16 protein-coding genes are annotated in these 19,824 nt (G+C 69.3%); 10 read left to right on the top strand and 6 right to left on the bottom strand.

All coding sequences use genetic code 11. The features are described 5' to 3' along the window. Nucleotides 1-40: 40 nt before the first annotated feature. Entirely contained in the window at nt 41-928 is an 888-nt protein-coding gene (locus PV350_RS04390) for a helix-turn-helix transcriptional regulator (protein ID WP_500332889.1), read from the bottom strand. A 257-nt stretch (nt 929-1,185) separates the two neighbouring features. On the opposite strand from PV350_RS04390, the gene PV350_RS04385 reads away from it, so the two are divergent. After that, on the top strand, nt 1,186-2,202 hold the full coding sequence (locus tag PV350_RS04385) for a zinc-dependent alcohol dehydrogenase family protein (protein WP_500332888.1): 1,017 nt from the start codon (nt 1,186-1,188) through the stop codon (nt 2,200-2,202). Between the two features lie 144 nt (nt 2,203-2,346). After that, nucleotides 2,347-2,757: a (R)-mandelonitrile lyase gene (locus tag PV350_RS04380; RefSeq protein ID WP_500332887.1), complete on the top strand. Its 411-nt coding sequence runs from the start codon at nt 2,347-2,349 to the stop codon at nt 2,755-2,757. A 192-nt stretch (nt 2,758-2,949) separates the two neighbouring features. On the opposite strand, the gene PV350_RS04375 is transcribed toward PV350_RS04380, so the two are convergent. Both PV350_RS04375 and PV350_RS04370 read right to left on the bottom strand, forming a co-directional pair. Continuing rightward, nucleotides 2,950-3,684 (bottom strand): alpha/beta hydrolase, encoded by a 735-nt coding sequence (locus PV350_RS04375; protein WP_500332885.1) that lies wholly within the window; start codon nt 3,682-3,684, stop codon nt 2,950-2,952. A gap of 366 nt (nt 3,685-4,050) precedes the next feature. Continuing rightward, nucleotides 4,051-4,761, bottom strand: coding sequence for a hypothetical protein (locus PV350_RS04370; protein WP_500332884.1), 711 nt, complete (start codon nt 4,759-4,761; stop codon nt 4,051-4,053). A 901-nt stretch (nt 4,762-5,662) separates the two neighbouring features. Here PV350_RS04370 and PV350_RS04365 point away from each other — a divergent pair. The 7 genes from PV350_RS04365 (at nt 5,663) to PV350_RS04335 (ending at nt 17,059) form a co-directional block, all read left to right on the top strand. Then, entirely contained in the window at nt 5,663-6,613 is a 951-nt protein-coding gene (locus PV350_RS04365) for a hypothetical protein (RefSeq protein ID WP_499516428.1), read from the top strand. A gap of 94 nt (nt 6,614-6,707) precedes the next feature. Next, complete coding sequence (locus PV350_RS04360) at nt 6,708-7,676, top strand: sugar phosphate isomerase/epimerase family protein (RefSeq protein ID WP_500332883.1); 969 nt, start codon at nt 6,708-6,710, stop codon at nt 7,674-7,676. A gap of 140 nt (nt 7,677-7,816) precedes the next feature. Beyond that, nucleotides 7,817-8,962, top strand: coding sequence for a PQQ-dependent sugar dehydrogenase (locus PV350_RS04355; RefSeq protein WP_500332882.1), 1,146 nt, complete (start codon nt 7,817-7,819; stop codon nt 8,960-8,962). A 78-nt stretch (nt 8,963-9,040) separates the two neighbouring features. Continuing rightward, nucleotides 9,041-11,116, top strand: a complete 2,076-nt coding sequence (locus PV350_RS04350; protein WP_500332881.1) for an OmpL47-type beta-barrel domain-containing protein — start codon at nt 9,041-9,043, stop codon at nt 11,114-11,116. A gap of 279 nt (nt 11,117-11,395) precedes the next feature. Further along, a complete protein-coding gene (locus PV350_RS04345; protein ID WP_499516431.1) occupies nt 11,396-12,562 on the top strand; it encodes an ROK family protein in 1,167 nt (388 codons plus the stop codon). Between the two features lie 1,700 nt (nt 12,563-14,262). Further along, nucleotides 14,263-15,801, top strand: coding sequence for an alkaline phosphatase D family protein (locus PV350_RS04340; protein ID WP_499516436.1), 1,539 nt, complete (start codon nt 14,263-14,265; stop codon nt 15,799-15,801). Then, the gene (locus tag PV350_RS04335) at nt 15,794-17,059 is read left to right on the top strand and encodes a hypothetical protein (protein WP_500332880.1); all 1,266 of its coding nucleotides are present in this window, start codon (nt 15,794-15,796) and stop codon (nt 17,057-17,059) included. Before PV350_RS04340 ends, PV350_RS04335 begins: the two co-directional genes overlap by 8 nt. 371 nt (nt 17,060-17,430) lie before the next feature. On the opposite strand, the gene PV350_RS04330 is transcribed toward PV350_RS04335, so the two are convergent. Further along, a complete protein-coding gene (locus PV350_RS04330; RefSeq protein ID WP_500332879.1) occupies nt 17,431-17,625 on the bottom strand; it encodes a hypothetical protein in 195 nt (64 codons plus the stop codon). Between the two features lie 134 nt (nt 17,626-17,759). On the opposite strand from PV350_RS04330, the gene PV350_RS04325 reads away from it, so the two are divergent. Further along, nucleotides 17,760-18,539, top strand: coding sequence for a hypothetical protein (locus tag PV350_RS04325; RefSeq protein ID WP_500332878.1), 780 nt, complete (start codon nt 17,760-17,762; stop codon nt 18,537-18,539). Nucleotides 18,540-19,034: 495 nt separating this feature from the next. On the opposite strand, the gene PV350_RS04320 is transcribed toward PV350_RS04325, so the two are convergent. Both PV350_RS04320 and PV350_RS04315 read right to left on the bottom strand, forming a co-directional pair. Next, nucleotides 19,035-19,343 carry a hypothetical protein gene (locus PV350_RS04320; RefSeq protein WP_500332877.1) on the bottom strand — a complete coding sequence of 103 codons (309 nt, stop codon included), beginning with the start codon at nt 19,341-19,343 and terminating at the stop codon, nt 19,035-19,037. Nucleotides 19,344-19,370: 27 nt separating this feature from the next. Next, nucleotides 19,371-19,766 carry a nuclear transport factor 2 family protein gene (locus PV350_RS04315; RefSeq protein WP_500332876.1) on the bottom strand — a complete coding sequence of 132 codons (396 nt, stop codon included), beginning with the start codon at nt 19,764-19,766 and terminating at the stop codon, nt 19,371-19,373. Between the last annotated feature and the right edge of the window lie 58 nt (nt 19,767-19,824).

The following is a 19,824-nucleotide window of genomic DNA, read 5'->3' as shown; positions in this document are numbered from 1 at the left end:
CGCGAAGCAAGCACAGTTGGCGGCCGGATGGCTGGCGGCCTCAGTTGGTGGGGTGCCGCGATGCCGGGTGGGTGTCCTCGGTGGCGGCGAGGGAGGCGAGCAGACGTAGTCCTTCTTCGCTGGGGGAGCCTGGTTCGGCGGTGTAGATGGTCATGGTGAAGCCGGGTTCGGCTGCGAGATCCAGGGCCTCGTAGGCGAGGGTGAGGTCGCCGACCGCGGGGTGGTGGAACCTCTTGGTGCCGGTCCCGTGGCGGCGGACGTTGTGGGCGCCCCAGCGGGTGCGGAAGGCTTCGCTGCGCGTGGACAGCTCCCCGACGAGGTCGTGCAGGTCCTTGTCGTGGGGGTCGCGGCCGGCCTCGCGACGCAAGATGGCCACCGCCATGTCCCCGAAGAGCTCCCAGTCGGGGTAGAACCGGTGGGAGGCTGGGTCGAGGAAGTTGAAGCGAGCCAGGTTCTGCTGGTTGTCCGCGTTGCCGAACAGGTCGCTGTAGAAGGCGCGGGCGAGTGGGTTGGCGGCCAGGACGTCCATCCGGCCGTTGCACACGACCGCGGGCCCCGCCGTGATCGCGTCGAGGGTCCATTGCAGGCTGAGGTGCGGGCTCCACTGCCGGGTGGCGCGGCGTCGGGGGCGGGTGAGGGCGTCGGAGCCGTCGGCAGCCTGGGCCAGGTGCAGCAGGTGGGCGCGTTCGGCGTCGTCCAGTCGGAGCGCGCGGGCGACGGCCTCGAGGACGGCGGGGGAGACGCCCGCGAGGCTGCCGCGCTCCAGCTTCGCGTAGTACTCGACGCTCATGTCGGCCAGCGCGGCGACCTCGCTCCTGCGCAGTCCCGGCACACGCCGCCGGGAACCGGCGGGCAGGCCGGCCCGCTCCGGGGTGATCTTCGCTCGCCGCGAGGTCAGGAACTCGCGGACCTCCTCACGGTTGTCCATGTCTCCGACCGTATGGCTCGCACCTTGCGGGAGCGATGTACCAGCAGTACACCCCTCAGCGGTGACTCCCTCGCCGTCGGCATCGGCGGTTACCTGGAGGGGCACTCCCCGAGCGGCGCAGCCGCACCGCGGGGTGCCCTGCCGGCCGGTGCGCAAGGGACGACGGTGCGCCCATGCGCACCCCCGGTCCGGCTACGGCCATGGCGGCCCGCACGCCGCCCGAGGCCCCACCCCTTCAACACGTGAGGACTTTCCTGATGCGCGGAGCAGTGATCCACGCCCCCGGCGATGTGCGCCTCGAGACCCTGGACGACCCGAAGATCCTCAAGCCGACGGATGCGGTCATCCGCACGGCCGTCACCTGTGTGTGCGGTTCGGACCTGTGGCCTTGGCGCGGCCTGGACGCCACGGACGAGGCGCACCCGATGGGGCACGAGTACGTCGGCTTCGTCGAGGAGGTCGGAGCCGAGGTCACCGCGGTAAAGCCGGGCCAGTTTGTCGTGGGATCGTTCGCCACCTCGGACAACACCTGTGCCAACTGCCGGAACGGCTTCCAGTCCAGCTGCCTGAGCCGCCAGTTCATGAGTACCTGCCAGGCCGAGTACGTGCGCATCCCGAACGCCCAGGGCACCCTGGTCGCCACCGGCGAGGTGCCGGGCGAGGAGTTCTGGCCCGGCCTGCTGGCCGTCTCCGACGTGATGGGCACCGGCTGGTTCGCCGCCGACGCCGCCCAGGTCAAGCCCGGCTCCACCGCCGTAGTGGTCGGTGACGGCGCGGTCGGACTGTGCGCGGTGATCGCGGCGAAGGAGATGGGCGCGGAGCGGATCATCGTGATGAGCCGCCACGAGACACGCCAGAAGCTCGCCCTGGAGTTCGGCGCCACCGACATCGTCACCCAGCGCGGGGACGAGGGCGTCGCCGGGATCAAGGACCTCACCAGTGGCGTCGGCGCGGACTCCGTCCTTGAATGCGTCGGCACCGCCCAGTCCATGCGGCAGGCCCTGCACTCGGCCCGGCCCGGCGGCAACGTCGGCTTCGTCGGCGTCCCCCACGACGTCGCCATCGACGGGGAAGAACTGTTCTACTCCCACGTCGGCCTGCGCGGCGGCCCCGCCCCCGTGCGCCGCTACCTGCCCGACCTGATCGACCGCGTCCTGTCGGGGCAGATCAACCCGGGCAAGGTCTTCGACCTCACCCTGCCCCTTGAACACGTCGCGGAGGGCTACAAGGCCATGGACGAACGCCGCGCCATCAAGACGCTCCTCAAGCCCTGACCAGTCACCCGCACAACGTTCGCCCTCCTCCTGTCACTCCTATGCGGACCTGGCCGGACGACAGCCCACCGCTCGTGCTTGTCCAGGAGGGCGGCGGGTTCGCCATGCCGGCTCACCTGCCGCCCGCACAGAATCGGAACGACCTTGAAGATCACCCGAAGCTCCGTCAACACCGTCAAGGGTCCGGCCGACTGGTTCACCGGCGACGTCTACATCGACGCCGTTGCCGCAGCTCCCGCCCCGTCCCGGGTCAGTGCCAACCTCGTGCACTTCATGCCAAGCGCGCGCACCCACTGGCACCGCCACCCGCTGAGCCAAACCGTCTTCGTCACCGAAGGTGTCGGCTTGTGCCAGCGCCGCGGCGGGCCCGTCGAGGTCATCCGTCCCGGCGACCGCGTCCTGTTCGAGGCCGACGAGGAACACTGGCACGGCGCGGCGCCGAACCGGCTGATGGTCCACCTGGCCGTCAACGAGAGCGACGCCGACCACGACGTCGTGCACTGGCTGACTCCGGTCACCGATCAGGAATACGCCGCCGCGCCCGCCACCGACTGACGCCGGTCCTGAACCGACCCTCCACACGGTCTGAAGAATCGAACAATTCCTGACTTCAGGCAGCACGGGCCCCTGCCGAGAGTTCGGCAGGGGCCACGCTGTGGAGGACTGCGGAGGGCCGGGACCTGTCCTCCATGAGCGGCATGCCGGCCGGCATCGGCTACCGTCTGCTGCCGGTCCGACGGCTCGGCCTCACTTCAGATGCCGGGTGAAGAACTGGGCCGCGGCGTCTCCCGCGAACTGCGGGACGCCGGTGTGCCCGCCCATGTTGGCCTGCAGGGACTTCTCCTTGGAACTGAAGGCGTCGAACAGGTCCAGGGCCGCCTGCCGGTCGTTCCCCTCGTCGTCCCACTGCAGTAGGACGTGCAGCGGGATGGTGACCTGGCGGGCCTCCTCGAACATGGCGCGGGGCACGAAACTCCCGGCGAAGAGACCGGCGGCCACGATGCGCGGCTCGACCACCGCCAGCCGGATGCCGATGGAGATCACTCCCCCCGAGTACCCGACCGGACCGCCGATCTCGGGCAGCGACAGGAGGGCGTCCACGGCGGCCTGCCATTCCGGGACCGCCTTGTCGACCAGCGGGAGGATGAGGGCGTCGACGATCTCGTCCCTGACCCGCTCGCCGGCCTCCATCGTCCGGCGCAGGTCGGCGCGGGCCTGCTCGGCGGCGGGCCAACGGGGCCGGTCACCGCTCCCGGGGAGCTCGATGGTGGCCGTCGCGAAGCCCTCCGCCGCGGAGTGCCGGGCCCGGTCCACCAGTCGGGGGTACATCTTGCGCAGCCCAAGGGGAGGGTGGCCGAGCAGGATCAGCGGCACCGGTGCGGATGCGGATGCGGGTGTCCACAGGATGCCGGGGATCTCCCCGAGGGTGAATTCGCGTTCGAGGACGCCGTCGTCGAGGCGCTGCTCGGAAGTGAAATGCATGGTCGTGCCTTTCGGGAGTGCGCTGGAACGGCGCTCCCGGACGACCTGCCTACCGCCCGACCGTGACCCCGGAGGGGAGCACCCATGTCGATACTGCGTTCACGGGTACCACCTCCTCGATCTCTCGCACGGCCTCCGGCAATGTAGCAGTGGGCGCCTCGTCCGCCTACGGGTTTTTGCGGAGTCTCCGTGGCCGGACGCCGCGGGGGCACCGCGCAGCGCTTCGGGTGTCGTCGCGACTTCCCGAGTGGCGGCTCTGCGACGGCGGGGATGCATTGACGCTGTCGTCTCTCAGGTTCTGGCTCAACTTCTCTGGCGGTGACGCTGGGTGCCGTCGAAACCCTGCTTCAGAAGTCTTGCCTGTGATCACTCTTCCGGGGACGGGAGGTTGGCGGCCGTGTACTCCGCCGCGATGACGAAGGTGCTGGCGCAACGAGGGCACTCGGCTCGCCCGAAGAGGTAGGTGAGTCCTTTGGCGAGCCAGTCCTGGCCGTCACGGACGGCCGTGTCGTACATCCAGTGTCCGGTGCCGCCGAGGTCTTCGGGCGAAGCGGGTTTCAGTTCGCGCTTCTCTGTATCTCCGGCATGCCAGTCCCGGATGGCCGAGTACCGACCGTAGTCGCCGATGGCGACGGTCACCTGCACGTCGCAGCATGGGCAGTGCAGGTGGTAGAAGTCGTCCGCGAAGTTGCCCAGTACGGCACTCCAGTGGTACTGGCCATCGGCTGCCAGCAGGTCGCGAAAGACATGGAGGTAGCCGGTCGGCCGCGACTTCAGTCGTTGGTCCAGTAGCTTCCGTAGTTGGGCCACCACGTCGATGCATTTCAGCAGCAGGTCGTCAGCGCCGTGATCCTGGAGGGCTCCGCGCATGATCGCCCCGGCCAGGCTCAGCGCTTCAGGACTTCTCCGACCGAGCGCCACGAGCCGCGGAAGTGCGGCGAAGCTCGCCGGAACCACGGTCTCACCTTCGAGGCACAGCGCGTCCCAAAGGTGATCCCATGCCTCGGCACCTTCATCATGTTCCACTTGGTCCAGAAGGGCGGGCACTCGGCCGGCAGTCCCGAGGGGGTCGAGCACCTACGTCCAGTCGATCACTTGGGCATTCAATCGTCCTGGAGCAGGTCGTGGTCAAGCGTGGCTCGGATCGGGAGTTCAGACGCTCGTCTGCTTTGGCACACGGTCCAGTCCCTCACAGACGAGGCCGTGGGCCGCGCCCCGACAGGCGGCCTCGCCGAGGCCGGTCAGGCGCTACGGCAGCCCTGAGGCGGTCAGGGGGAAGGGAAGTTGCCGCCGTCGCCCACGTCGATGTGAGCAGCCCCGCGTTCAGGCGCAGAGGGAGATCGTATACATCGCAGTTGCCCACGACCGGGGCGGACCGGCCCGGGAAGGCCTGCGTGGGGGAGCGGCAACCAGGTCACGCGTCCGGTGCGTTCGGCCGGTCCGGCCCGCAGGGCGAGCGGTCCGGGAGGTGCCGTGGTGGCGACCGAGCCACGGGCGCCGGTGATCCACGATCCGGTCGGCATGAGCGCTCCTGTCAGGGATGACGATGGTGCCTGGAACCGCTGACTGGGTGGCGAAGCGTCACGAGCGTGCGGCAGAGCGTCACCCCTGTCAAGGTGCTATCCAACATTTGGGCGGATTCAATTCGCGTATGACGGCGATCTTTTGACGGTTCGCCCAAAAGATTTTGATGACTCCGTCCAAAGCTCTGGACACCACTGGGGACCCCGATTAGCGTTCCAGCCGATCGACGCGATGTTGCGTCGACGTAACGCCAGTGCGGCCTTGCAACCCACCCCGCGTGTCGGGGCCGTATGTGACGCGTCCTCACCGCCGACGAGAAGCCGAGCTCCCGCCCGCCGCACGTAGCGGGTTTCCGTCGTAACAGTTGTCCCGCACTCCGCAGCACCCCGCCGTGGCGGGGGTTCCCGGCCGCGGCATGTCGCCGTGGCCGTAACCGCAGCAGAAGGGAAGCTCCATGAAGATCCGTTACTACCTTGTTGCAGCTTCGTTGGTGGCCTCGGGAGGGCTGGTCACGATTGCGGCGCCCGCGCAGGCGGCGCTGACGACCACCTGTGTGGGAGAAGGCGGAGCCGTCACCGTGAGCGGCGCCCTCGTGGTGCCGGCCGGTGCGTCGTGCACGCTGACCGGTACGAAGGTCAAGGGCACGGTGACGATCGAAGCCGGCGCCGACCTCGTGGCGAAGGGCGTCACCTTCAGCAGCACCGTCGCCGTCGGGGACAACGCCTACCTGGACATCACCGACAGCAGCGTCAAGGGCGCGGTGACCGAGCAGGGGGCCTTCGGCGTACATGTGCAGAACACCACGGCCAGTGGCGGCATCTCGGCCGTCGAAGGCTTCCTGTACAGCGTCGACGCCACGGTCAAGGGAGACATAAGAGCCTCCTCAGGCGAGCTGTACATCTCCGGCACCACCGTCTCCGGCGCCGTCTCCGGCGACGCGAACCTCTACACCGACGTGTACGACAGCACGGTCGCCAAGACGCTGACCGTGAGCGCCAACACGCTCGGCGGTGTCCTGTGCGCCAGCGAAGTCCAGGGCGACACGGCCTACCAGAACAACTCCGACACCCTCCAGCTCGGCGGCGACGGCCCGCTCAGTTCCTGCGCGCAGGCCACCTACCTCGGCGGCGACCTCGCGGTCACCGGCAACAACGCGAACGTGGTCCTGGACAACACCATCGTCCGCGGCAAGCTCACCGCCACGGACAACAGCCCCGCCCTCCAGGTGGGCGAACTGGCCCGCGTGCGCGGCGGCATCGCCGCGACCACCACCGCCCCCTCGGCGTCGCTCGCCCGGGCCGCCAAGGCGGCCCCGCAGGATCGCGGTGCCGACCTCGCCGCGAAGGTGGCGGCGCGTACCGCGCAGGCGGAGGCCGAAGCGGCTGCCGAGGGCACCGGTCTGTGATCGCAGCCCGTCCACGGGCGAAGAGCGCTTCGCGCCGTCAGCACCACACACCTCACACCCCACTCTTCTTTGCCCCACCCATCAAGGAGTGACCGTGGGCCACCTGGACAAGTCCTTCGACCGCAGAGAATTCCTGCGGGCGACCGCCGCCAGCACCGTGGCGGTCGCCGCCGCCTCGATCGTCGGCGCCGCGACGGCGCCGTCCGCCTCCGCCGCGACCAGCATCCTGTCCATCCCGAAGGACCGCATCTCCCTGCAGCTCTACAGCGTCCGCGACAAGGTGAGCTCGCTCGGCTTCCGGGTCGTCCTGGAGGAGATGGCACGCATCGGGTACAAGGAGGTCGAGTTCGCGGGCTACACGCAGAACACCTCGATCCTCGGCCGGCAGATCACGCTCCAGGAGATCCGGCAACTGCTGGACGACAACGGCCTGAAGGCGATCGGCAGCCACGTCGGCATCGGGGACTTCCGCAACAACCTCCAGGCCCAGCTCGACGCGGCGCAGATCCTGGGCATGCCGCACGTCGGCACCGCCAACGCACCGTCGAACTCCAACACGGTCGCCGGCTACCTCGCCGCCGCGGACGAGTTCAACGCCTGGGGGCAGGCCGCGGCCGCCCGCGGTCTGAAGCTGTACCAGCACAACCACGCCGGAGAGTTCGCCTTCGCCTCCGACCAGCCGTCGGTCCGGCTGTACGACGTCTTCCTGCGCAACACCGACCCGCGCTACGTCTACCTGGAACTGGACGTGTACTGGGCGTACGTGGGCCAGCACCGCTGGCCGGGCTTCGACCCCGCGGCCTACGTGCGCAACCAGCCCTACCGGTACCCGCTGTTCCACATGAAGGACGGCGCCGCCAGCTCGGGTGCGGACGGCTACTCCATCGTCGAGTTCGGCGCCGGCGTCCTGCCGTACCAGCAGTTCATCCGGGACATCGGGGCCCGCGGCAGCCACGTCGGCATCTGGGAGCAGGACACCGCGCCCAACACCCAGCCCAACCCCCCGGGTTCGTTCGGCGCCGCGCAGCGCAGCTTCACGGCCCTGAAGGGGCTGCTGGCCTGATCGCAGGCACCCCACCGGGCACAGCCCGCCGGTTGCGTACCGCTGCCACGGCGCAACCGGCGGGCCGGCCCGGCTGCGCACCTCCTGACCGGCACAGACCAAGGAGACGCATCACTGTGTACCGTACCCTGAGAGGCCTCATGGCCGGGGTGCTCCTGGCGTCGCTGCCCATACTGGGCGGCCTCGCCTTGGCACCGGCTGCGCAGGCGCACCCGGACGACGCACTTGCGGCGCAGGCGAGCGCCGACCCCGCCGTGGACTGGTCGAACTACGAGAAGGCCACGCTCAGCAAGGACACCGGCGAGCCGATCGACCTCGCCGTGCTGCCCGATCTGCGCGTCCTGCACACCGCCCGCAACGGCGATCTGCGGATGACCGACCCCGGCACCGGAATCACCAAGGTCGTGAACCACCTCGACGTCTACCAGAACTCAGAGATGGGTCTGCAGACCGTCACCCTCGACCCGGACTTCGCCAGCAACCACTGGGTCTACCTCTACTACTCGCCGCCGCTGAGCACTCCCGCCGGTGCGGCCCCCGAGCGGCTGCCGGCCGGGCAGACCGACGCGTACTGGAAGCAGTGGGAGGGCTACGACACCCTCACCCGCTTCAAGTGGACGGGGGACAAGCTCGACCTGTCCACCGCCCAGGAGATCATCCGCGTCACCACCAACCGCGGTCAGTGCTGCCACGTCGCCGGCGACGTCGACTTCGACGCGCAGGGCAACCTCTACCTGTCCACCGGCGGCAACACTCCCGCGTCCGGCCCCAACGTCAACGGTTACACCCCGATCAACGACGCGGCCACCTACAACCCCGGCCTCGACGAGCGCCGCGGCTCCGGGAACACCAACGACCTGCGCGGCAAGATCCTGCGCATCCACGTCCAGGACGACGGGACGTACACCATCCCGCCGGGCAACCTGTTCCCCGTCGGCACGGACAAGACCCGTCCCGAGATCTTCGTGATGGGCCTGCGCAACCCCTACCGGATGACGGTGGACAAGGCCACGGGCGCGGTGATGTGGGGCGACTACGGCCCCGACGCCGGGAACGCCGACCCCAACCGCGGACCGATGGGCTACGTCGAGTGGGACACCACCACCACCGCCATGAACAGCGGCTGGCCGTTCTGCACCGGTGACAACACCCGTCCGTACCGGGACTTCGACTTCGCCACCCTCACCCCCGGCCCCGCCTTCGACTGCGCGGCGCCGGTCAACGACTCCCGCTGGAACACCGGCCTCACCGAGCTGCCCCCGTCGAGGGCGGCCACCTTGTGGTAGGGCGACCGCGACACCGACCAGCCCTGGCCGGAACTGACCGCCTTCCGCGGCCCTGGCGGCCCCGGCGGCCAGGCCCCGATGGGCGGCCCGGTCTACCACTACGACGCGTCCAACCCCGCCCCGGGCAAGTTCCCCGCCTACTGGGACGGCAAGGCCTTCTTCGGGGAGTTCTCCCAGGACTACGTCGCCGCCCTGACCCTGGCCGGCCCGGACGGCCCGGTCACCAAGCTGGAGAACGTACTCCCCAACAGCCAGCGTTCCGAGAACGGCATCCCGCCGTGGGACAACCCGATGGACCTGGAGTTCGGCCCCGACGGCGCGCTCTACGTCCTCGACTACGGCGACGGCTTCTTCCGGCAGAACCCCGACGCGGGCCTCTACCGGATCGACTACGCCGAAGGCAACAAGGCCCCCACCGCGGTGATCAGTGCCAGCCCCTCCTCGGGCCAGGCGCCGCTCACCGTCTCCTTCAGCGCCACCGGCTCCAGCGACCCGGAAGGCTCCGCCCTCACCTACCAGTGGGACCTCGACGGCAACGGCACTTTCGAGACCACCGGCCCCACGGCCACCCGCACCTATCCCGACAACGGCCAGCTCCAGGCTCGTCTCAAGGTCACCGACCCCGAGAGCAAGACCGGCCTGACCAGCAAGCAGATCACCGTGGGCAACACCGCTCCGACGGTGGCGTTCACCTCCCCGCCCAACGGTGGCTTCTTCACCTGGGGCGACGTGGTGCCGTACGCCACCCGGATCGACGATCCGGAGGACGGCACCAACGTCGACTGCACCAAGGCCGCCTGGACCCTCGGCCTCGGCCACAACCAGCACGGCCACCCGGTGAGCAGCGGGACCGGCTGCTCGGGGGCGATCACCACCCCGGCCGACGCGGGCCACGGTGACACGGAGAACGTCTTCGGCGTCCTCGGTCTCACCTACACCGACCGCGGCGCCGGCTCCGTGCCGCCCGCCACCAGCGACGCCCAGGTCGTCCTCAACCCCGCTGTCAAGCAGGGCGAACACTACGACTCGTCCCAGGGCGTCGTGATCACCGATGACGCCACCGCGTCCGGACAGCGCAAGCTGACCGCCTTCGACAACGGCGACTGGATCGGCTACGACCCGGTGTCCTTCGCCGGCATCACCGGGGTGCAGACCCGTGCCACCGGCGCCGGAACCCTGTCGCTGCACTGGGGCACACCCAGGTCCGACCCGTTCGCCACGATCACGGTCCCGGCGGGTGACGGCTGGCAGACGATCAACACGGCGCTGAGCGCGGCTCCCTCCGGCAGCGGGCAGCTCTACGTCACGTCCTCCGGCGGCGTCGATGTGGACTCCTTCACCTTCCAGGGGTCCGGCATCGCCGACAGGACCCCGCCGACGGCGACGGCGGCCCTCAACCCGGCGCAGCCCACCGGCAGCAACGGCTGGTACACGGGCAATGTGTCGCTGACCGTCACCGCCACCGACAACGGCGCCGTCAGGAGCCGGGAGTACTCGCTCAACGGCGGCACGACCTGGTTGAGCGCGAACAGCGCGGTCACCCTCTCCACGGAGGGGATGAGTTCCATCCGGTACCGGGCGACGGACACGGCCAACAACATCTCCGCGGTCGGCACCATCGCCGTCCGGATCGACCGGACCGGACCCACGGTGACGGTCACGGGCGTGACGGCCGACACCGCCTACGGGGACTCCCAGCGCCCGACGCCGGTGGTCTCGGCCACGGACGCCGTCTCCGGAGGGCCGACCGCGACCGCGACGCTGGACGGTACTCCCGTCACCCCGGGGCAGCCACTGCTGCTGTGGCGGTTGCCGCTGGGCGACCACGACTTGGTGGTCACAGGTCGTGACGCGGCGGGCAACACCACCACTCGCACCGTGCACTTCACCACCCGCACATCCTTCGACGAGATGGACACCCTGATCACCCAGCTGCGTGCGGAGAACCGGCTGACCGAGCAGGGCCGGCAGCGGCTGACGGTCCGGCTCGACCAGGCCCGGGCGCACGCCGACGCAGGGCGCACCAACCAGGCGGCCGCGGTCCTGGACCAGGTCGCGCAACTGGCCAAGGACACCGCACTGGTGACCGACGCGACCGCGCGCACCGCTCTTGCCCGCGATGCCCTCGCCGTGAAGGGAGGCTTGGCCGGGTGAAGCCAAGGGTGCTGCCCGCCCGTCACGGCGGGCAGCACCCTGCCGGCGACTCCAGGGCCCACCCGCGGCCGTCGACGGACGTCGGCCGCCGGGCCCTCGTGTGTGTCCACATGCCGGCAGTCACGGACGGGGATTCGGGTCGGGTAACTTCTCGGCACACCGATGCTTTCTTTGTTTCTGATTTAACTTTCGGAGATCCGCGCGAAAGCCATTGACGCTTATGACGTAACCCCCCTAACGTTTTGTCACACATGCGGCTGATACCCGGGAAGTGAGCCTGTGACCATCCAGTACCGCGCGCTGAGCCTGTTGCGCGACCTCGGGCCGCTGTCGCGCGCACAGCTGTCCGACCAGCTGGAAGTGGCGAGGCCGAGGCTGCTGGCTGAACTCGACCGCTTGATCGCTGCCGGGAAGGTGCTCGAGGCGGGGCCGGCCACCTCGCGAGGCGGCCGTCCCTCCACCCTCGTCCAACTCGATCCCGAAATCCGGTTCGCGGCGGTGGACCTCGGGGCCAGCTCGATCGACATCGAGATCACCGACGGAGGGCTGGAACCGATCGCCTCCTATGCCGAACCGGCCGATATCCGCAAAGGTCCGCGCGCGGTCCTGGACAGGGTCAACGAACTCCTGAACAAAATGGCGGACCAGGCCGGGTGCGCGCGGTTCAACTCCATCGGCATCGGCCTGCCGGGGCCGGTCAGCTTCAAGGAGGGCATCTCGGTCTCCCCGCCGATCATGCCGGGGTGGGACCGCTTCCCCGTCCGGGACACCCTCACCCGCGCGCACGGCTGCCCGGTCGTGGTGGACAACGACGTGAACGTGATGGCCCTCGGCGAGCGGTACGCGGGGGTGGCCAAGACCGTCGACAACCTGCTGTTCGTCAAGATCGGCAGCGGAATAGGCTGCGGTGTGCAGGTCAACGGCCAGATCTACCGCGGGTCGGAGGGATCCGCAGGCGACATCGGCCACATTCAGGTCGAGGCTGAGGGACCGGCCTGCTCGTGCGGCAGGACCGGCTGCCTGGAGGCCCTCTTCGGCGGTGTGGCCCTGGCCCGGGACGCCACCGAGGCCGCCCGTTCGGGGCAGTCGCCGGCGCTGGCCGAACGCCTCGCCGCGGAGGGCCTCCTCACCGCCGTGGACGTGGCGGAGTGCGCGGCCGGCGGGGACGTCACGTGCGTCAACCTGATCCGTGACGGCGGCCACCGGGTGGGGCAAGTCCTCGCCACGCTGGTCAGCTTCATCAACCCGTCGATGATCGTGATCGGCGGCGGCGTCTCCGGCCTCGGCCATCTCCTGCTCGCCGAGATCCGCAGCGTCGTGTACAAGGGCTCGCTGCCGCTCGCCACGGGGAACCTGCAGATCGTGCTGTCAGAACTCGGCCCGCGCGCCGGAGTTGCCGGCGCGGCACTGCTGGCCAGCGAACTCGACTTCCAGCGGCACCTCTGACGGACAGGCCGGATCCGCCGGCCGCCCCGGCCCCGGTACGCAGCCCCAGCGGCGTGGCCAGAGCCTGCATCGGCGTGCGTCCCCGGTCCTCGCCCGATCGGGCCGACCCAGGAGCACGCCACCGTGCCGCGCAGGCTTCCTGCCCGCCCAGGCGAGCGGTCGCCCCCCGAGATTCCGGCCGTGCTGCCCGGATCCGTCAGGGGTCTGCTGCCAGGTGCGGGTCGCCGAGGTACGGGATCCGGCCCGGAGTGTTCGTATTGACCGCCGGCTGGGGAGCCGTCGCCTGCTCCATCGCTGGTGGTGCAATCGGCAACGCGTTGTCGTACCGCTGCTCCACGCCCCGATGGAAGCGGCACTGGGGCGGCTTCTGCGCCACCGCATGGCGGGGTGCGGTCTGGGGAGGACTCGGTCACGGAGCCGGCCGGTACGGCCACTACTTCGGTCGTCCTGCTTCGCGGTGGCGCCGGTACGGTTGCAGCACGGTCCGACGCGCATACCGGAACGGATTCAGAAGCGGCTGGCACCGCTACAGCAGATGGAACCGGTGGTGACCATGGGTGTTTCCCCACGTCGTGACGCTGCGAACCGTTGGGCCGCACGCCACCCCATCCTCGTGGGACTGGTGGCGGGAACACTGGTGACACTGGCGTTCCTAGTACCACAGGGTGGCCTCACTGCCAGTGAGATGCTGATCGCGTTCATGCCCTTCTCAGTCCTCGCCACGCTCACTGCCCTCAGTGAGCGACACCGCCGAAAGAAGCACCACCTGCCGCTCTGACGAATACCGGCACGGTGCGGGGGCCGACCTCGGCCCCCGCACCGTGTTTGTGCGGCACGTCACCGGTGATTTCAGTGAGTGAAATCGAGGCCCGGCCATGGCGTCCCGCCTGCCCTGCAGAGGAGCGCGCTGGCTCGGTTCTCCTCACCTGTGTCCCAGCCGCAGTCACCGGCTCTGGAGAACGCCAACACTTGCAGTTTGATCTCCGCGACCGCACGGAGATTCCCGCTCAACATGGTCTGCACAACACCCGGCAGGCTGGCAAAGGCGTCCAGCGCCGCCGCAGCAACCCGTCATGACACCGTCGTCAGCCGCTGGCCATGGACCACCCCGCGGACAGCGCGCTTCTTCCACCCGTGCCTCCCGGATTCCGCCAGCGCTGACGCGCCGGGCCCAACCCCGCACCACCCAAGGACTTACCGGGCTGCCACAAGCCGCAACACCTGGTCACCAGGTCTCTCAAACCGAACCGCACCCAATTGACATGCGCTCGCCGCTCTGAGCGCCGCCGTGGTCACCCGTGGTGCGTGGTACTTCGGTACCGGCGGCGCTCCAGCCGGCCGCTGCGAGGGACCCGGCCGGCACGATGCCCTCGCGCGTTGCGGGAGGCATCGGTGGAAGCTGCTGGGCTCTCCTCGGGTAAGTAGTATGACGGGCCCGTCAGGACATGCTTCGTTGATCGAACCATGTCAGAAAATGAAGGACGGGTTGCGTGTCAGGGCCGTCATTGGAGGGGCGGTTAACCGGATGCCGAGGATGTGAACAGTGCGGCTGAACCGCAACGGCTGGTCAGGGGCTGAGTTCCAGCTTCGGTGCCCGCGATAGCCGTACAAAAGCCCACCAACTCGCGGTTTGGTCATGTCACTTGACCGTCCTCATCGCAGGGCGGGAAGTTCACCTGCGCCCGCGAGCATCTGCGGCCATGAGCAACCTCAGTCGCCGCATCTTCATCCTAGGCGGGCTCACCACCGCGAGCGTCGCAGCGCTCCAGCTCGGGGCGGTGGCTCAGCCAGCCGCCGCCTCCACTCCCTTCCCCTTCACGCTCGGGGTCGCCTCCGGCGAACCGGACGACAACAGCGTGGTTCTCTGGACGCGTCTGGCTCCCACACCGACCAACGCGGACGGTCAGGGCGGCATGCCCAACGCCGACGTCGCCGTCGACTGGCAGGTGTCGACCAACCAGAACTTCACCGCCCTCGTCAGCTCCGGCACGTTCACCGCGCGCTACGCACAGGCCCACGCGGTGCACGTGCTGGCCGGGGGACTCGCCCCCGACTCTGAGTACTACTACCGGTTCCGGGCCCAGGGATTCACCTCCCCGGTGGGCCGGACCCGCACCGCGCCGGCTCCGAACACGGTCGGGCGGGACTTCACGATGGCCTTCGCCTCGTGCGCCCACTACGAGCAGGGCTACTACACCGCCTACCGACGCATGGCCGACGACCGCCCCGACCTGATCCTGCACCTGGGCGACTACATCTACGAGAGTGGCGCCACCGCCGGCGCCGTGCGTCAGCACCTCGGCAGCGAGATCGTGTCGCTGGCCGACTACCGCCGCCGCTACGCGCTCTACCGCAGCGACCCCGACCTGCAGGCCGCGCACGCGATCGCGCCGTGGCTGGTCGTGCCGGACGACCACGAGGTGGAGAACAACTACGCCAACATGGTCCGCGCCGACAGCAGCCCGGTGCTGACGGCGGCCCAGTGGACCGCGCGTCGCACCGCCGCGTACCAGGCCTACTTCGAGAACATGCCGCTGCGGGCCGCCGCGACCCCCTCCGGCAACAGCATCCCGCTCTACCGCCGGGTCCGCTGGGGCACCCTCGCCACGTTCCACATGCTCGACACCCGCCAGTTCCGCGACGACCAGGCCTGCGGCGACGGGATGAAGGTCTGCGCCGACGCCGATCTGCCGGCCCGTTCGATCACCGGCGCGAACCAGGAGGCGTGGTTGCTCGACGGACTCGGCCAACACCTGAGCACCTGGGACCTCATAGGCCAGCAGGTCTTCTTCGCCCGCAACGTCAACTCGGCGGGTGCTATGAACATGGATGCCTGGGACGGGTACCGGGCCAGCCGGGCGCGGATACAGCAGGGCATCATCGACCGCGGCGTACGCAACCCGGTCGTCCTCACCGGTGACGTGCACACGGCATGGGCCAACGACCTCAAGGCCGACTACGCCAATCCGTCGTCGGCGACGATCGGCTCCGAGCTCGTCTGCACCTCCATCACCAGCACCGGCAACGGAAGCGCCACCACGACGATCCCCAACGGATCGCTCAACCCGCATCTGCGCTTCTACTCCGAACGGCGCGGCTACGTCCGCACGCACATCACGCCGTCGCAGCTCACAGCCGACTTCCGGTCGGTGGCGACGGTGACCGAACACGGCGCGCCGGCGACCACCGCCCGGACCTTTGTCATCCACGAGGGAAGGCCGGGGTTGGCCGATGCGTAAGCTCTCCGTACTCGGCGCGGCCGTCGCCGGCCTGGTCGCCGTCCTCGCCGCGGTCGCCCCGGCCTCGGCGGCGGGTCCCTCGTCCTGGGTGACCGCGAACAGTGACTCCGCGGGTGACCAGGACACCGCCTCGATCGCGGCCAACCGCCTCGGCGACGTCGCGGTGGTGTGGGAGGACGACCGCGACTCGACCAACCCGGGGGACAACGCGCACAGCGACGTGTGGGTGCGGATGTACCGCAACGGCGTCTCGGCCTACGAGAAGAAGCTCTCGGCCGGCGGGACCGCGGGCGTGGCCTGGCGGCATCTCCAGCCCGACGTGGGACTCGACGACCGGGGCAACGCCGTCGTCGTGTGGGCGGAGGACCCGGACGGCAACGGGTTCTACAACGTCACCTACCGTGTGCTCTCGCCGGCCGGCGCGCTCCTCGGCTCCGGCCAGGCCAACGCGAGCGCCGACGGCCAGCAGATCCATCCGCGTGTCGCGGTCGATCCGGACGGCGCGCCCAACAGCACCACGGCGGTCGCGTTCTCCGTGGTGTGGGAGGACGTCCAGGGCACGGCGGCGGCGACGGTGAAGGCAGCCGGGTTCACCGGGACCACCGCCAAGGCCTACGAGGTGACGGTCAACGCGGCCGGCGGCGCGCACCACAACCCCGACGTCGCGACCTCCGCCTCGGGCGACGCCGTCGTCGTCTGGGACGAGGACACCGACAACAACGGCGTCTACCAGATCGGTCTGGTGAAGCTGGCCAAGGCGAACGGGGCGGTCACGCTCAGCCGCCGCAGTGCCAACAGCCTCGGCGACGGGCAGCAGCAGCAGCGCCCGGCCGTGGCCGCCGACTTCAACGGCGACTTCGCCGTGGTGTGGGAGTCCGATCACACCGGGACCCGTGGCGTCTGGGCGCGATCGTTCTCCGCGACCGGCACCGCCGGCTCTTCCGAGGTCGAGGTCTCCAGCGGAGCCGGAGCGGGCAATCCCACCGTCGGCATCGACGACCAGCGCGACGCCGTGGTCGGCTGGAGCGTCACCGGCACCGATCCGGCGGTCTGGGCCCGGGGCCTCAACCCCGACGGCACCTTCACCGGCCGGTTGCCGGCCCAGCCCGTCAGCCAGGTCACGACCGGTCGGCAGGAGCAGCTCTCGCTGGCTTCCTCCCCGTTCGGCACACTCTCCATGTCGTACACCGATGACAACGACGGCAACACCTTCGACCAGGTCCTGCTGAGTCTGGGGGCGACCAACTCGGACTGGTGACGTCCTCTCGATCCGCGGACGTCCACCGGGCCTCCCCGGGCGGGGATCCGGCAGCCGGTTCCGGAACCGCGCAAGAACGCGGTCCTCCGGCACCGCTGTCGGATCACCTCGGCGGCCCGGAATCGGCCGTGCCCGTCGCGGCCTTCAGGAGTCAGCCGAGGCCCACATCGCCAAGCGCTCGGTTCCAGGCCTGCGTGAACGCGCAGTAGACGGTGTGAAATCCGGGCTCCATCGAGGCGTAGCCCGAGGTTTCGAGCCATTGCCGCGAGACGCCCGCGATCCGCAAGTGCATTTGCGTCCAGATGTGGACGCGGTCACCGACGGCTTCCGCAGTACCGTCTCTGCCCGGCCCGCCCGGCTGCGGGACCGGATCAGCGGGGCACGTTCAAGTGCCCCCCACGGGCATGGAACGCCTTCGGCCCCCGCAGGTTGGCCGCCCAGTTGTCGTTCTGCGCGCGCTTCACCGGCCGCTCCTCCTCGGCGGCAGGGGCCAGGGAGAACGGGGTGCAGCCGGACGGGGGACGCAGCTGCCACGGGACGGGGGCGTGCGGGAGGTGGCCAATCATCGGCCCGGCCGTCGGGATGTGCCCGTCAGGCCTTTGACCGGGTGCCGCTTCGACGGAGGATGGGGGAAGAGAGCAGGCCCGCGTGGTGAAGTGTGGGCCTCTGATGCCTCCGACAGCAGGGAGCGTTCCTTCCGATGGCCACACTGCCCGCACGTCCTGAGCGCAGCGGTCTCGAGACCGTTTCGGTGATGGATGTCTCGCCGTTCAAGCCTTCTCTCGTCAAAGCGGTGTTCAGGGACGTGACCCCGATGCACGTGTCTCGGTCGGCCGCGTGGGCCGCCGCGTCGGTGACGCGGATAGTGCTGACGGCGATCATCGACGGCGCGTGGAGAGCAGCGGCGGCGGAGGCCCGCAAGAAGCTGCTTCCCGAGGACCTTCTCTCGGCGATCGACCGGAACGTCGAGCTCGAGGTGGGGACCAAGTGGTACGACCACAGCCCGACGTTTCGAGGCCTGACCGGTGTCCTGTACGACGCCGAGGGCGTCATCGTGCCTTCTCGTAAGCGCAGCAGGTCGCGCAAACCAAGTGCTGCGGTCGGCTCCCACAGGTTCGAAGCCGGGGTGAAGAAGCTGCTGCGGAGCCGGAGAGTGACGGCTGTCCCAGCGATGGTCCGTGACCTGGACGGTATCGCGAGCGTGTTCCTGACGGACCTCGCCCGAGACGCGGCCATGGTCGTCCGCGAGGGCGGGGTCAAACGTTTCGGTACGGTCACCCTGGTGATGTCGGGCGAACCGGCCCCACCCCCGTTCCCCAAGGATTCCCACCGGGCCCTGTCAACCCGCAGGGGGGACGGGCGGACGATCTGCAGGGATGACATCCTGGCCGCCGCCACCATTCAGTTGTTCGGCGGCAACCTCAGGCAGCGAGCCCTCACCGAAGCACACAAGGCGACACAGAACGCATCGGTCGGCTGAAGGCGGTGCCGTGGATGTCAGTGATCCCTTGGAGACTGTCGTCCATGATCCATGCGCCTCGCGGGCACCGTAGGCGCTCAGGTCGACGTGGAGGTTTCCGGGGAAGCCCAGCATCCGGCTCAGCCGCAGGCGCATGCGGCGGGCTGTGGTTCTGGTGCTCGGCCGGGTCCCAGGGCAGCGCCAGGATGGCCAGATCCGCGATGGTAACGCCGCCTCGAGGACGTACTGCGGCCCTTGTTGGTGGCAGCCCGCGTCGGGTGCCTTGGGCGTTACGCGACGTCACGTGCGGGAACGATGCTCATGCGGTTGCCCTGCCAGACGGTTGTGGATCGTGGCACGACAGGCGCCGGTCGGCACCGAAGGCCTGGTGCCTGCTCACGTCGGTGACCGTATCGGGCGACTCCGGCAAAGGTGTCTTGTTGACTTCTTGTACCAACGAGCTCCGTTGCGTTACGCCGGGCACACCTTCACTGTCTTGCGTGACCTGCGGAAACGTTAACTACCCGGCTTTGGGGAAACTTCACGTGGGTCATCCACCGCGAAGGCAGTCTCTTCGGTGAAGCGGGCCACGGTGACCACCGGATACTCGTTGATGGCGTCGCTCCAGGCGTTGAGAATCCAGGGCAATCCCCCGTCCTTCGACCTCAGCACCACCTCGTTGCTGCCGTTGCTGACATCGTTGGCGTCCTGAAGGAACCATCGCTGGCCGGCCGCATCGTCGTCCGGGTTGTGGGCGAAGAGCGCGCCGTTCTTGTTGTCGTCCGTAGGTTCTGGCCGGTCTGGAAGTACCGTCCCACTGTCCACGGGCCGCCTGGACTCACATGTGTCGCGTCACGTTGCGTGCGTGGTGGCTGCGTCCAGGGCCTGCCGGCGATTGTCGTATCCGCGGATGTCGTAGATGAGGCCGTTGCGGACCCGGAAGACGTGGAAGAGCTCGGCGGGTCGCTCTTCGTCCGGGTCGTCTTCATCGGGCCAGTCGACGCGGGTCGCCAGCGTGATGGCCTGGTGGGCGGAGACTTCACCGACGTGGGTGCGGACTCCCGCGGCGTGCAGTCCCTCGTACCACCGCAGGACGTCTTCACGGTTGCGGCAGGTGGTTTCGGTGTCCTCCTCACCGCCCCAGCGCACCGCGGGGTCCAGCAGGGCAGCCAGTCGCGGCAGGTCGTGGGCCGCCAGGGCCTCGCGCAGGGACTCGGCCACTTCAACGAGGGCATCGTGTTCGGACATGGGTGGCCTTTCGCGGGTGGCCTGTGGGATGACGGCTGGCAACTGCCGTTGGAGGTGG

It is taken from the genome of Streptomyces sp. PA03-6a, from assembly GCF_033792765.1.
Taxonomy (GTDB): Bacteria; Actinomycetota; Actinomycetes; order Streptomycetales; family Streptomycetaceae; genus Actinacidiphila.
The sequence above is the reverse complement of the archived record's forward strand: the minus strand, read 5'-3'. Positions and strand labels throughout refer to the sequence as shown.

Bases quoted from the DNA above. Each gene is read 5' to 3' on its own strand.
- PV350_RS04390 (WP_500332889.1), bottom strand. From the start codon at position 928: ATGGACAACCGTGAGGAGGTCCGCGAGTTCCTGACCTCGCGGCGAGCG.
- PV350_RS04385 (WP_500332888.1), top strand. From the start codon at position 1,186: ATGCGCGGAGCAGTGATCCACGCCCCCGGCGATGTGCGCCTCGAGACC.
- PV350_RS04375 (WP_500332885.1), bottom strand. From the start codon at position 3,684: ATGCATTTCACTTCCGAGCAGCGCCTCGACGACGGCGTCCTCGAACGC.
- PV350_RS04365 (WP_499516428.1), top strand. From the start codon at position 5,663: ATGAAGATCCGTTACTACCTTGTTGCAGCTTCGTTGGTGGCCTCGGGA.
- PV350_RS04355 (WP_500332882.1), top strand. From the start codon at position 7,817: ATGGCCGGGGTGCTCCTGGCGTCGCTGCCCATACTGGGCGGCCTCGCC.
- PV350_RS04350 (WP_500332881.1), top strand. From the start codon at position 9,041: ATGGGCGGCCCGGTCTACCACTACGACGCGTCCAACCCCGCCCCGGGC.
- PV350_RS04340 (WP_499516436.1), top strand. From the start codon at position 14,263: ATGAGCAACCTCAGTCGCCGCATCTTCATCCTAGGCGGGCTCACCACC.
- PV350_RS04335 (WP_500332880.1), top strand. From the start codon at position 15,794: ATGCGTAAGCTCTCCGTACTCGGCGCGGCCGTCGCCGGCCTGGTCGCC.
- PV350_RS04330 (WP_500332879.1), bottom strand. From the start codon at position 17,625: ATGATTGGCCACCTCCCGCACGCCCCCGTCCCGTGGCAGCTGCGTCCC.
- PV350_RS04325 (WP_500332878.1), top strand. From the start codon at position 17,760: ATGGCCACACTGCCCGCACGTCCTGAGCGCAGCGGTCTCGAGACCGTT.
- PV350_RS04315 (WP_500332876.1), bottom strand. From the start codon at position 19,766: ATGTCCGAACACGATGCCCTCGTTGAAGTGGCCGAGTCCCTGCGCGAG.